This window comes from Bartonella quintana, assembly GCF_009936175.1.
GTDB classification, from domain to species: Bacteria; Pseudomonadota; Alphaproteobacteria; order Rhizobiales; family Rhizobiaceae; genus Bartonella; species Bartonella quintana.
Map to the genome: position 1 here is coordinate 626,266 of NZ_AP019773.1, position 14,463 is coordinate 640,728.

Consider the following 14,463-nt stretch of genomic DNA (forward strand, 5'->3'; position numbering starts at 1 on the left):
TTAACAATTCTGTAGAGGGGTTTATCTTGGATATTGCCATACTCCATATTTGATTTATGTGATTACTTACAGTTTTGTAATGAGGAATCTCTGATTGTTTTATGGGATTCTATAAATTTGGGATGTCAGTCGGAGCTTTTTAATGTGTGGAATTATCGGAATTCTTGGAAAGAGATGTGTTGCATCCTCTTTAATTGCTGGTTTGAAGCGTCTTGAGTACAGAGGGTATGATTCATCTGGTATAGCAACAGTGCATAATGGACGTCTTTATCGTGTGCGCGCTGAAGGTAAGCTTGTTCATTTAGAGGAAAAATTAAAAAAAACACCTTTAAAAGGAAGTTTAGGGATTGGCCACACACGTTGGGCTACTCATGGAGTTGCTGTGGAACGGAATGCTCATCCTCATGTGACTGAACGGCTTGCGATTGTTCATAATGGTATTATTGAAAATTTTGTAGAATTGCAAAAGGAACTTATTGAGGAGGGTTATACTTTTGAAACAGAGACGGATACGGAAGTTATTGCTCATTTAATTACACGCGCGTTAAAAAGTGGTCTTTCTCAGCAAGAAGCTATACGTACAAGTTGGAAAAGGTTGCAAGGAGCTTTTGCTATTGTTGTTATTTTTGAAGGTCAAGACAATCTTATGATTGCTGCTCGCTCTGGTCCACCGCTCGCAATTGGCTATGGACAAGATGAATTTTTTGTCGGATCGGATGCAGTCGCTTTGGCTTCATTTGTAGATCGCATCAGCTATATGGAAGATGGTGATTGGGCTGTTCTCACACGGGAAGGTGTGACAATTTATGGTGCGGACAATCAACCGGTAAAACGCCCTATTACCACATTGTTTGAGGGGACTTTACTGGTTTCTAAGGGGAATCATCGTCATTTTATGCACAAGGAAATGTTTGAACAGCCTGAAGTTATTTCTCATAATTTGGCGCATTACCTTGATCTTGGAAATTATACGGTCCGCTCACTTAAAAATTTGATTGATTGGAAGAAAATTAATAGAATACTTTTCGCGAGCTGTGGAACTGCTTATTATTCAACCTTAGTTGCGCGCTACTGGTTTGAGAATTTTGCTGCTTTAAGTGTTGATAATGATATTGCTTCAGAATTTCGTTATCGTGAACCACCCATAGCTTCCGATGTATTGTCGGTGTTCGTTTCTCAATCTGGTGAAACAGCTGATACGTTGGCATGTTTACGTTATTGTCGAGAACATGGAGTAAAGACAGCAACAATTGTGAATGTTGAGCAATCAACAATGGCAAGAGAAGCTGATTTTATTTTACCAACGCGAGCCGGTCCAGAAATTGGTGTAGCCTCAACAAAAGCTTTTACTTGTCAATTGGCAACGCTTGCTGCAATGGCGCTTGATGCTGCTAAACAACGTGGATCTCTTTCAGAGAAGGCAGAGCACCAGTTTGTTCAACAATTGGCAGAAGTTCCCAGGATTTTAAACGAGGCGTTAAAGCTCGATGAGAAAATTGAACAGATTTGTCGTGATTTAGTAAACGTAAGAGGTGTCCTTTATTTAGGCCGTGGTACCTCTTATCCGATTGCTTTGGAGGGGGCACTTAAACTGAAGGAGCTTTCTTATATTCATGCCGAAGGCTATGCGGCGGGTGAGTTAAAACATGGGCCGATTGCATTGGTGGATGAGGCAATACCAGTTATTGTTGTAGCCCCTTATGATAGGTGGTTTGAAAAGACTTTTTCTAACATGCAAGAAGTAGCAGCGCGCAATGGTCGTATTATTTTGATAACTGATAAAAGAGGAGCAGAAGTAGCTGGTCTTGATACTTTGTCAACAATCGTTTTGCCAAATATTCCAGAATTTATTGCGCCCATTATTTATGCTTTACCTATTCAGTTAATCGCTTACCATACAGCTGTTTTATTGGGAACGGATGTTGATCAACCCCGTAATTTGGCAAAATCAGTCACTGTTGAGTAAAAATGGATGTTGTGTTTTTAAAATTTTGGGAAAATAATTAAGAATACAACAAATGAATTTATTAAGAATAATTTATCGTTTTCCGTATTGAATGAGAACACAGAATAGAGAAATATTTTCTCACTTCAAATCCTCTAATTCAGAATCAAAAAACGTTTGCTTATATGTCATAAAAGGATAGAAAATCGTTTTAGAAAGAGTTTAATATGCTTTTTATGAGCTGTCTTACGTGCAAGAGCCGCACAACATTTAAGGTGAGGAGATGTAACAATAGTGTTGGCTTATATTATATCATTCACGGGTGGTGGGAGTAAAAGCCATAAGAGAATTTTTGAAAAATATGGAAAGCTTTTACATTTTATCAGGCGTGCTTTGTTACTGTTATCCTGCTTGTAAGAGCCTAGTGGCGTCGTCACGCCTGAAAAGATCAAGCAGTAAGCGCAAAGCTTTTCCTCGTTTTGAAGAAAAATTGGCATCATGTTGCAAAAATAAACGCGCATCTCTTCTTGCTATTAACAAAAGATCACTATGGACTGCAAGATTTGCTATGTGAAATTCAGGCATACCGGATTGTCGGGTTCCTAAAAGTTCTCCTTCTCCTCGTAGACGCCAGTCTTCTTCAGCAATTTTAAAACCATCTTCTGTATTGCGTATAATATTAAGGCGTTTTGCTGCCGTTTTTGTCAATGGATTTTTGTATAGCAAAATACAGGAGGATTTTTTTTCTCCTCGTCCTACACGTCCACGCAATTGGTGCAGTTGTGAAAGGCCAAAATGTTCTGCATGTTCGATGACGATGATCGAGGCATCTGGAATATCCACTCCTACTTCAATGACTGTGGTTGCAACTAAAATGCATATGTTTCCACATTTAAAAGATGTCATAGCTGCTTCTTTTTCATCTGTAGACATTTTTCCATGTATAACTCCAACTCGCTCTCCAAATCGTTCACGGAGAATAGCAAAACGATTTTCAATTGAAGTGAGTTCAAGAGTTGTAGATTCTTCCACTAAAGGACAAATCCAGTAGAGTTTTTCTCCTTTTTCTAATGCAATGGCAATTCGTTCTAGGAGTTCATGAATACGTTGCAAAGGAAGTATTGCTGTTGTAATGGGTTGTCGTCCAGTTGGTTTTTCTGTAATTTGAGAAATATCCATATCACCAAAAGCTGTCAACACCAATGTGCGTGGAATAGGGGTGGCGGTCATTACGAGCATATCAGGTTTATTGCCTTTTGCTGTAAGGGCAAGACGTTGATGAACGCCAAAACGATGTTGTTCATCAATAATGGTTAAGGCAAGATTCTTGTAGGCAACGTTGTTTTGTATGAGGGCATGGGTTCCGATGATAATAGAGGCTTGACCTGATAATGTATCCTTCAGAATATTTGCGCGCAATTTTCCTTTTTCTCGTCCAGTTAAAAGAACTGTTTGTAATCCGATCTTTTCGGCAAGAGGAGCAATCGTAGCAAAATGTTGTCGGGCAAGAACTTCCGTTGGTGCCATTAAAGCTGACTGTCCTGAATTTTCAGCAATTTGTGCGCTTGCCATGAGTGCAACTACGGTTTTTCCTGCTCCTACATCACCTTGCAGAAGCCTTAACATGGGTTCTGGTGAAGCAAGATCATTGGCAATATCTTGTATCGCTTTTTTTTGTCCATTTGTAAGTTGAAAAGGTAAGGCTTTCAGCAATTTTTTAGTGTAAGTTCCTTTTGGGGGGCGAGAAGCCCCTGAAAGAGATTTGGTTTTTAAACGTACTAGCCCAAGAGCCAATTGACAAGCGAGTAATTCATCGTAGGCAAGACGTTTACGTGCTGCACTTTTTAAGGAGAGATCGTCAGGATTGATGGGAGTGTGAATACGGTGTAAAGCAACCGAAAAAGAAGAAAAGTTTTGTTGTTTTTTGACGCTTTCCTCTATCCATTCTGGCAAGAGAGGAATATATTCAAGGGCGTTTTGTATCGTCCGCCTTAGCGTCTTTGCTGATAGTCCGGCAGTAGAGGGATAGACGGGTTCGATCAGTGGCATCTGATTTGATTGTTCACTTGGGGCAATATGATCAGGATGGATCATGGAAAGCTGTCCGTTAAATCGCTCAACTTTACCCGATACAATGACTTTCTTTCCTTCAGGGAGTTGTTTTTTTAGCCAAGGACATTGGGCATGAAAAAAGACCAAATTTATTTTCCCTGTTTGATCATGAGCACTAACACGATAGGGTAATCGATTGCGTTCAATGGGTGGCGGATGGTGCTGATCGACAATAATTTCAAGGGTAACGGTGATCCCTTCTTGTGCAAAAGCAATGCTGGGTCGCATTCTGCGATCTATAACAGATTGAGGCATTAATTGAAGAAGGTCAATAACGGTTGGTTCACGTTGGGCAGGATTAATGTTTAAGACTTTGGCCAGTAAGGCACATATTTTAGGGCTCGTGCCTGGCAGAGCACGGACAGAGGTAAAAAGAGGACGAATAAGGTCTGGAAGCATAAGGAAATTTAGCCTGCTCTTTTTGTTTTTTCTAGTGCTTTAAAGGAGCTTTTTGGGGATAACTCACTGAATATCTCAGGAGAAGTTGCTTAATTGATACTTTGAGTTTTAAGCATAAAAATGAAATTTTAAAGGAGTGTAAAATAAGGATACAATAAGCAAAGAGTGCCAATATCAATAATATTCTGTACAATTTGCTCTTTTTTATTTTTGTGCATTTCTTTGTTATAATTATTAGGTATTTTCTTGATAGAATTCTAATACGCAATATAGATAAAAATGAAGTATCTTGCCGATATGTGGGGGCTGAAGGGGTGTATTAGCATGATGCATAAAAATGCTCTCGGTTAAGAAACGAATGAGAGCTGCGATTTGATATTTATTTTGTAGCGGGAAATTGTGAGAGTGTCAGAGGATAGAAGTAAAATACGAGATGATAAGAATTCTCTTCCTCGTTTTATTCATTTGAGGGTACACTCAGCTTATTCCCTCCTTGAGGGGGCTTTGAAAGTTCCACAAATTATTCAACATGCAATTTCTGATGCTATGCCAGCAGTTGCTATTACGGATACGAATAATTTATTTGGTGCTTTAGAATTTTCGCAGCATTGTTTTTCTCATGGTATTCAACCTATAATAGGCTGTCAGCTCACAATTGATTTTGGCGATGGAAATGATAATCCACGTTTTGTTAAGTGGCGTCATCCTTTTGATTTTTGCTCTATTGTTTTATTGGCTGCGAGCAAGATTGGTTATGCTCATTTAGTTCGTCTTGTTAGTCGTGCTTATCTTGATAAGTGCGATACTGATCCTCCTCATATCAAAGCCGATTGGTTGTTGTCGCAGAGTGAAGGAATAATCGCTTTGACTGGTGGGAGAGGAGGACCTATCAATTTTTGTTTGGCAGAAGATAAAAAAGCACGCGCTGTTGAACGCTTAATTTATTTGAAAAAAGTTTTTAATGATCGTCTTTATGTGGAATTACAAAGACATGGCTCTTTTGATCGGAAAGTAGAAACTGCGCTTATTGAGTTGGCTTATGCACATGAAATTCCTCTTGTTGCAACGAATGAGGCTTTTTTTCTGAATAGGAAAGGGTATGAGGCTCACGATGCTTTGATGGCGGTTGCTGAAGGACAAATTGTCTCTAATCCAGATCGTAAACGTGTGACACCAGATCATTATTTGAAGCCACAAGATGAAATGGTTGCACTGTTTTCTGATCTTCCAGAAGCTTTGGAAAACAGCGTAGAAATTGCACTGCGTTGCCATACTGCTACGCCAATTCGAAAACCAATTTTGCCTCGTTTTATAGAACAATCTGTAGATTCAAATTTTGCTTTAGAGGAAGAAGACAGTGAATTGTTAAATCAGGCTAAAGATGGTTTAAAAAGGCGACTTGAGACAATTGGATTAGCCGAAGGATACACCATTGCAGATTACCAGAAACGACTTGATTATGAAATTTCGGTTATTACGCGTATGCAATTTTCTGGCTACTTTCTTATCGTTTCGGATTTTATAAAATGGGCGAAAGTCCATGATATTCCTGTTGGTCCAGGCCGTGGTTCTGGTGCTGGTTCACTTGTTGCTTATGCATTGATGATTACCGATGTTGATCCATTGCGTTTTTCTCTTCTCTTTGAGCGGTTTCTTAATCCAGATCGTATTTCTATGCCGGATTTTGATATCGACTTTTGTCAGGAACGGCGCGAAGAAGTTATTCATTATGTTCAAAAAAGATATGGACGTGATCAAGTTGCTCAAATTATTACATTCGGTAAGTTGCAGGCCCGTGCAGTGTTACGTGATGTTGGGCGTGTTTTAGAAGTGCCTTATCGTCAGGTAGATTATCTTACAAAGTTAGTTCCAGCTGCACCTGGAAACCAAGTTGAATTGGCTGATGCTATTAAGGATGAACCGAAATTTGAAGAAGAAAAGAAAAAGGATCCTGCCATTGGACGCACATTAGATATAGCGCTTCAGTTGGAGGGACTTTATCGTCATGCATCGACCCATGCTGCAGGGATTGTTATCGGTGATCGGCCGCTATCAGAGCTTGTCCCATTGTATCGTGATCCTCGTTCCAATATGCCTGTTACACAATTTAACATGAAATATGTTGAACAGACTGGCTTGGTAAAGTTTGATTTTCTTGGGCTGAAAACGCTTACTGTTTTGAAAATGGCGGTAGATTTTGTTGCACGAAAGGGTATCAAAATAGATTTGTCACATATCCCTCTGAATGATGAAGCAACTTACGCTATGATGGCACGGGGTGAAACGGTTGGTGTGTTTCAAGTCGAAAGTTCTGGGATGCGTAAGGCGCTTATTGGGATGAGGCCAGACCGTATTGAAGATATTATTGCACTTGTTGCGCTTTATCGTCCTGGTCCGATGGAGAATATTCCAATCTATAACGCACGCAAACATGGGGAAGAGGAAATTGCTTCTATTCATCCTAAAATAGATCATCTCGTTAAAGAAACACAAGGTGTTATTGTGTATCAAGAACAGGTGATGCAGATCGCTCAGGTGCTTGCTGGGTATTCGCTTGGAGAAGCGGATTTATTGCGTCGTGCTATGGGTAAAAAGATTCACGAAGAAATGCAAAAACAGCGGACGCGCTTTGTGAATGGAGCTGTTGCTGGTGGTGTTGATAAAGAGCAAGCTAATATTATCTTTGACCTTTTAGCAAAATTCGCAGATTACGGTTTTAATAAATCACATGCTGCTGCTTACGCCATTATATCTTATCAAACAGCTTATATGAAGGCACACCATTCAGTTGAGTTTTTAGCTGCTTCGATGTCATATGATATGACAAATACCGAGAAATTAAATGATTTCCGGCGCGAGGCATTAAGGTTGGGTATTGAAGTAATTGCGCCTTGTGTGCAAACATCACATCGTCTTTTTGAGGTCGGTAAAAATTGTATTTACTATTCTCTTGCTGCTATTAAAGGTGTGGGGGAAGCAGTCGTTGATCATATCGTAGCTTGCCGTGGAAATAAGGTTTTTAAAGATTTAAAGGATTTTTGTGAGCGCATTGATCCGCGTATTGTTAATAAGCGTGCCATGGAAAGTTTGGTTTGTGCTGGCGCTTTTGATTGCTTTAATATTGCGCGTGAGGTTTTATTGGCGAGTGTTGGAACTCTTCATGCGCGTGCACTTCGTATTTTTGATAATAATTTTAGTGGACAAGTTGATATGTTTGGAATAGCTGGTGGCTTGAAAGAGCCTTTGATTCTATCGCAAGCATCTCCTTGGTCACCGGCTGAGAAACTTTATCGAGAATTTCAAGCAATAGGTTTTTACTTTTCTGCTCATCCTCTGGATGAATATCAAGCTATTCTTGCTAAAAAACGTATTCAGACTTGGGTTAATTTTGCTAATGCCGTCAAAGGAGGAGCAACTGTTGCTAGGCTTGCTGGAACTGTCGTAGCAAAACAAGTGCGCAAAACAAAATCTGGTAAAAAAATGGGGATTGTTCATTTTTCTGATACGAGCGGACAGTATGAGACAATTTTATTTTCTGAAATGCTTGCGGCTTATGAAGATATGCTAGAACCAGGAAAATCTTTTATCATTACGGTGAGTGCAGAAAATCGCTCTGAGGGGGTTAGTTTGCGACTTGAGACGGCTCAATCTTTGGAAAACGAAGCAGCACAGCATCATAAAATGATGCGCCTCTTTATAAAAACAGTTGATATGCTTCCACAAATTGAGCAGAATCTAAATCCTAATGGGAATGGAGAGGTAGGGCTCATTTTGATTCAAGAAGATGGATTACGGGAAGTCGAAATTACACTTCCAAAGCGATATAAGGTAGATTCAAGTGTGGTGAGTGCTATGAAATCGATACATGGTGTTGTTGATGTGGAGTTGACTTAAGTTCAATAATATGAGGTTGCTGCTTGGTTTGAGTGCCAGTGTTGTTTTATCAGTAGCTTAAAATTTAACTTTGAATCAGATTGTAGATTCTAAAAGATCTTTCTTTTGTTTGCGATCAGTTTAGACCGATTGATTGCGCATTAAATTATCAACTCTCATCATAAAATCAATATTTATGCAATATAAAACTGTTTGATATCGCAATGTTTTCCTGTTTCGTGCACTCATTATTTATTGAGAAAAAATTGTATGATTGCAGTCCAAAAGGTTGATTGATGGGCGGAGTGAATACGAGAGCTCTGAAATGTTTAAATGCAAGAACAGTAGCAATACTCGATGTTCGTAAATAGAATGATAGCTCTGGTTAAGTGTCTATTTAAGAAGATTGTTTCCATTTCATACATGAAAGCCCAAAGCAATTTGGGATTTTAAATTTTATAAGTTTTTACTATATATCTGTTTATTTCATTTTTTTATTAAGTTCACAGCATCATACATATAAAGCCAATCAAGACTAGACATGATGCTTTCTGGTGTGCGAATTTTCATGATCAAATTACGTGCAATTGCTATGGGACCAGTTGCATGGTAGGCCATTCTGTTAAAATCCCCATGTTTTTTTACCGCTGTAATTCGAGGACTGCGTATTTTTTGGTAAAGTGAAAGAGCTTTCATTAATGAACAATCTTTAAGGGAGAGGACTTCTGCTAATGTAGCGGCGTCTTCTATTGCCATAGCTGCACCTTGTGCTGCAAAGGGTAAGGCTGCATGTGCACAATCACCAACAAACACTTGTCGTTCTAACCCTAAAAAACGGTTATATTTCATTTGAAATAGCGGCCAATAGCTCCATTCATCAATATGGTCAAAAATTTGCAAAATTTGCTGATTCCAATCTTTAAAAAGAAATTTAAGCTCCTCTTTTTTTCCTTTATGCGCCCATCCTTTTTTTGAATTTTCTCCATGCGTAATGGCTACAAAATTAAAAACTTTTGCTGATGGTTGAATAGGATAGACAACAAGATGATTTTTGGGGCCCATCCAGGCGATAATTGTCTTCATATTTTGTAATAAAGAACAAAAGCTTTTGGGAAGATTTTCAAATTCTATTGTTGCACGCCAGGCAATGAAACCACTAAAATTTGCTCTTTCGTGAAGAGGAGCCAATTGCCGTAATGTCGACCAAACTCCATCGCATCCAATGAGGAGAGGCGTTGAGTAAAATTGGTGGTATTCTGTTTTAGTTGGTGCATCTGTTTTTATTGTTTTTATGTTAATGCTGCTGGTTGCCGTTTGGGTAGACGATACAACAGTTTCACCTGTTTTGTATTTGATAAGGGGATTTTTAATAACAGCGTTGTATAAAACTTTTTGTAAGTTGGCTCGATGAATCGTAATATAAGGAGCCTTCCAACGTTTTTCTGATAAATTAATAAGATCAGTGTGCAGATGTGTTTTTAAAGATATTCCATCTTTTAACTGAAGAAATTGTGGAGTTATAGCCATTTCTATGAGTTTGCTAAGAATCCCCCAATGAGAAAAAATGCATGTCGCGTTTGGAGTGAGTTGAATACCAGCACCTACACTATCAAGCTGTTTACACTTTTCGATAATAGTGCTTGCAATTCCTTTATGAGCGAGTGCCAAAGCAGAGCTTAAGCCAGCAATACCCCCTCCAACAATGATTGGCGATAGGTCCATGAGTTACTTCATCTTGAAAAAGCAGAAAATGCATTATTGGGGTTGATAGAGACATCCCATAGGGTTTGTTTGATCGTGCGGTAGCGAGGGATCATAGCGATAAAGCGTTGAACAATAAGGGCAAATTTTCTCATCGGCCGATCCCATATCGATAAAGATGTGTGGATGGTCGAATGGTTGTGTGGCACCTACACACATAAATTCTTTGACACCAATTTCAATTATTTTATATCCCAGGTCATTTTGAAAATGGGGAATGTTATGATCAGCCATAGTGTACAAACTCCAGATAAATTGCCTGATACGGCATGATTTGGATCCTGTCTTTTATATGCATGAGTTTGTAATAAAGCTTATAATAATGCAAGGTACTTTTTAAAATAATCTGCGTATGGAAAAGGGAATGGTTCCCAAATGTTTTGAAATGTGAAATGTAATATCATGAAGAAAACTAGGCAATTGATATGTTGTGATTACGGTAATATATCGTAAAATGTTTTATGAGAGATTTAATCATAAGGATTTGGGAAAGTATAAAAGGAAGATTAGCTAAAATATATGAAAAAAACGGTTGCAGATCAGATTTCTATGTCGGACATAACAATGGAAAGTCCGACGCGGTTTATTAACCGAGAATTTTCATGGCTTCAATTTAATAATCGTGTATTGATGGAGGCTGCTAATCCGAAAAATCCTTTATTAGAACGGCTACAATTTCTTTCGATTTCAGCGACAAATCTTGATGAGTTTTTTATGGTGCGTGTTGCTGGCCTTGCTGCTCAAATTCGTGCTGGAGTTACAGCATGCAGTGCAGATGGGTGCACACCGCAGGAGCAACTTGATTTTGTGTTAGCTGAGACTTCACGTTTGCAGGCTCATCAGTTGCGAGAATTGCGGGTTTTATGTCATGAATTAAAACAAAATGATATTGAAATTATTTGTCCTGCTAAGCTTGCAGAAATTGAAAAATCATGGCTTGAAAAATATTTTTTTGATACGATTTTTCCTGTTTTAACGCCTTTGCCTGTTGATCTTGATCGTTCTTTTCCATTTATTCCTAATTTAACGCTTTCTATTGCTCTTCAATTATCCCGGTGTGCTAATCAACACTCTATTATAGTGTTGTTACCACTCCCAACTGTTCTGAAACGTTTTATTCTCCTTCCTCAGGAAGACAATCGTTTTCGTTTTATTGCGGCTGAAGATGTTATGTGCCTTTTTATAAGTCATATATTTCCTGATTACGAAGTTGATGGAATTGGTACATTTAGAGTGATTCGCGATAGTGATATTGAAGTAGAAGAAGAGGCTGAAGATCTTGTTCATTTTTTTGAAGCTGCGCTTAAAAGGCGTCGTCGCGGGCAGGTTATTCAAATTGAATTTGACGCAAAAATGCCAGAAAATTTACGCCAATTTATAACCAATGGTCTTGCTGTTCCTGATGATTGTATAAGTGTTCTTGATGGATTTTTAGCACTTAATATGGTCTCAGAGATTGTTTCGATTTCACGCAGTGATTTAAAATTTATTCCTTATATTCCTCGTTTTCCTGAATATATTCGTGAGCATAATGGTGATTGCTTTGCGGCTATTCGTAAGAGTGATATCGTGATTCATCATCCTTATGAATCATTTGATGTTGTTGTACAGTTTTTACGTCAGGCTGCTAGTGATCCTGATGTTATTGAAATCAAACAAACCCTTTATCGCACATCGAATGATAGCCCAATTGTTAGCGCTTTAATTGATGCTGCCAAACAGGGTAAGTCGGTGACGGCTTTGGTAGAACTTAAAGCGCGTTTTGATGAAGAAGCGAATATTCGTTGGGCACGTGATCTTGAGCGTGCGGGCGTTCAAGTTTTTTTTGGTTTTATTACCTTAAAAACACATGCTAAAATGTCGCTTGTTGTGCGGCGTGAAGGAAACCGCCATTGCTTTTACGTTCATCTTGGAACTGGAAATTACCATCCCATTAATGCTAAAGTTTATACTGATCTCTCTTTTTTTACCACTGATGATGATATTGGTCATGATGTTGCATTACTATTCAATTATATCGCTCAATATGTGCGTCCAAATAAAGCAATGAAGATTGCTTTTTCGCCTTTAACATTGCGCAGCCGTATTCTTAAGCATATCGAAGAAGAAATTACCAATGCGCAAAAGGGGCGATTTGCTGCTATTTGGATAAAAGTTAATGCATTGGTTGATCCTGAAATTATTGATGCTTTATACCGTGCCAGTCAAGCGGGTGTACAGATCGATTTGGTCGTGCGTGGCATATGTTGTTTGCGTTCTGGTATTCCGGGAATTTCAGATAATATTCGTGTGAAATCAATTGTAGGGCGTTTTCTTGAGCATAGCCGCATTTTTTGTTTTGGTAATGGTGGAGATTTACCAGGTGAGAATGCGCTTGTTTATTTAGGATCTGCTGATATGATGCCTCGTAATCTGGATTATCGTATTGAAATATTGGTTCCAGTTTTTAACAAAATGGTTCGTAAGCAGATTCTTTTACAAATTATGTTGGCTAATATCATTGATAATCAACAAAGCTTTGATATACTAAGTGACGGAACGTCAAAACGTATAATACCGCAAAGAGGTGAAAGCCCATTTAATGCACAGGAATATTTTATGACCAACGCAGGTCTTTCGGGGTGGGAAAAATCTTTTGAGTCTTCTGCTTCGCGTTTGGTTGCGTTGCATCGGCAGCAAGCTGAAGTAAAAGACTGAAATCCAATGGCGTATATAAATGCTCAGGGGCGGCTGAAAGGGTGTAAACCTATCGCTGTTATCGATATTGGCTCAAATTCTGTTCGGCTTGTTATTTATGAAGGTCTCGTTCGTTTACCAACAGTTTTATTTAATGAAAAAGTTCTTTGTGGTCTTGGTCAAGGTGTTGAAAAAACTGGATTTTTAGAAGAAAAATCGATTAAAATAGCACTGCGGACACTGAAAAGATTCCGTGTGCTTTGTCAACAGATTGGGGCAGATGAGGTCTATATTCTAGCAACAGCAGCAGCACGAGAAGCGAAAAATGGGTTAGCGTTTATTCGAGATGCTGAAAATATTTTACAACAAAAAATACATCTTCTTTCAGGAACTGAAGAGGCTATTTATTCAGCATATGGGGTTATTTCTACTTTTTATCGACCAAAGGGTATTTCTGGTGATCTTGGAGGCGGAAGTCTCGAACTTATTGATATTGATAATGCTGATGTAGGTAAAGGAATAACTTTGCCGTTAGGAGGTTTATGGCTACGGTCTATGTCAAATAATGATATCGCTATGGCCGCAAAAATTGCCCATGAGCAATTTTATAAATCTGCTGTCGTTTATAAAGGCATGGCACGTTATTTTTACGCAGTAGGGGGGACTTGGCGTAATTTGGCAAAACTTCATATGGCAGCCAAACACTATCAGCTACCTGTTGTGCATGGTTATGAAGTTGATGCAATTGAGATGGAGAATTTCTTGCATCTTGTAGCAAGTGGCAATATTGATAATATGAAAGGGATTTTAGCTGTTTCACAGAATCGTCGTCAGCTTTTATCGTATGGGGCGATTGTTCTTATTGAACTTATTCAGTGTATAGGGTTTGAAAAGATAATCTTTTCTGGAGCTGGAGTCCGTGAAGGCTTTCTTTATTCACGGCTACCTCAAGAGATTCGTAGTTCAGATCCTTTAATTGCAGCATGCACAGAAATGGCTATTCTACGAGCGCGTTCACCAAAGCAGGCAGAAGAACTCATTGGTTTTACTACCAATGCCTTTGAAGTTTTTGGAATTTCAGAAACTGAAAATGAATGCCGTTACCGTAAAGCTGCTTGTCTTCTTGCGGACATTGGTTGGCGTATCCATCCAGATTATCGAGGCAATGAGGCGGCTCATCAGATAGCTTTAGGATCTTATTCTGGTATTTCTCATGAGGGACGTATTTATGTTGCGCTCGCTGTTTTTTTTCGCAATACGAGTTCGCTGATTGATGAAGAATCTCTTGCTATTTTTCGACTGGCAACCAAAAATATAATTGAGAAAGCACGCATTCTCGGTGAAATTATGCGTATTGCTCATCTTTTTAGTGCTTCTACCGCAGGGATTTTACCCCATTTATCATGGCATAAAAAAACAGATCATGTTGTGTTACATATCCCGAGACGTCACGCTGATTTATTAGGAGAACGTCCCCTTGGACGGTTGAAGAAATTGTCAAAAATAATAAAGCTGCGTCTTGCTTTTGAGATTTTCTGATTCTTTTCTACTATCGGAGTTCATTCATATATTGTAATGTGTCTCTGTTGTTGTGTATATTTATCTTTTGATTGTTTTATTGCGATTTCCAGATAGCATTCATCTTTTATGATATAGCTATACAGAACATTACATCTTTGTGCTTTGCATTTACACCA

General features: G+C 38.7%; 7 protein-coding genes. 4 read left to right on the forward strand and 3 right to left on the reverse strand.

What is annotated here, in order from left to right:
* The first annotated feature begins 142 nt into the window (after positions 1 to 142).
* Positions 143 to 1,966 (forward strand): glutamine--fructose-6-phosphate transaminase (isomerizing), encoded by a 1,824-nt coding sequence (gene glmS / locus MF1_RS02480; RefSeq protein ID WP_014924182.1) that lies wholly within the window; start codon positions 143 to 145, stop codon positions 1,964 to 1,966.
* 381 nt (positions 1,967 to 2,347) lie between these two features.
* Here the strand turns inward: glmS and recG are convergent, their stop codons facing one another.
* On the reverse strand, positions 2,348 to 4,456 hold the full coding sequence (recG, locus tag MF1_RS02485) for an ATP-dependent DNA helicase RecG (protein WP_161510384.1): 2,109 nt from the start codon (positions 4,454 to 4,456) through the stop codon (positions 2,348 to 2,350).
* A gap of 405 nt (positions 4,457 to 4,861) precedes the next feature.
* On the opposite strand from recG, the gene dnaE reads away from it, so the two are divergent.
* Complete coding sequence (dnaE, locus tag MF1_RS02490; RefSeq protein ID WP_161510385.1) at positions 4,862 to 8,350, forward strand: DNA polymerase III subunit alpha; 3,489 nt, start codon at positions 4,862 to 4,864, stop codon at positions 8,348 to 8,350.
* A gap of 465 nt (positions 8,351 to 8,815) precedes the next feature.
* Here dnaE and MF1_RS02495 read toward each other — a convergent pair whose 3' ends face one another.
* Positions 8,816 to 10,051 carry an FAD-binding protein gene (locus MF1_RS02495; protein ID WP_161510386.1) on the reverse strand — a complete coding sequence of 412 codons (1,236 nt, stop codon included), beginning with the start codon at positions 10,049 to 10,051 and terminating at the stop codon, positions 8,816 to 8,818.
* A gap of 33 nt (positions 10,052 to 10,084) precedes the next feature.
* Positions 10,085 to 10,324 carry a zinc-finger domain-containing protein gene (locus MF1_RS02500; RefSeq protein ID WP_011179495.1) on the reverse strand — a complete coding sequence of 80 codons (240 nt, stop codon included), beginning with the start codon at positions 10,322 to 10,324 and terminating at the stop codon, positions 10,085 to 10,087.
* A 285-nt stretch (positions 10,325 to 10,609) separates the two neighbouring features.
* On the opposite strand from MF1_RS02500, the gene MF1_RS02505 reads away from it, so the two are divergent.
* Positions 10,610 to 12,787 (forward strand): RNA degradosome polyphosphate kinase, encoded by a 2,178-nt coding sequence (locus tag MF1_RS02505; protein WP_161510387.1) that lies wholly within the window; start codon positions 10,610 to 10,612, stop codon positions 12,785 to 12,787.
* Between the two features lie 6 nt (positions 12,788 to 12,793).
* Entirely contained in the window at positions 12,794 to 14,305 is a 1,512-nt protein-coding gene (ppx, locus tag MF1_RS02510) for an exopolyphosphatase (protein WP_161510388.1), read from the forward strand.
* The last annotated feature ends 158 nt before the right edge of the window (positions 14,306 to 14,463 follow it).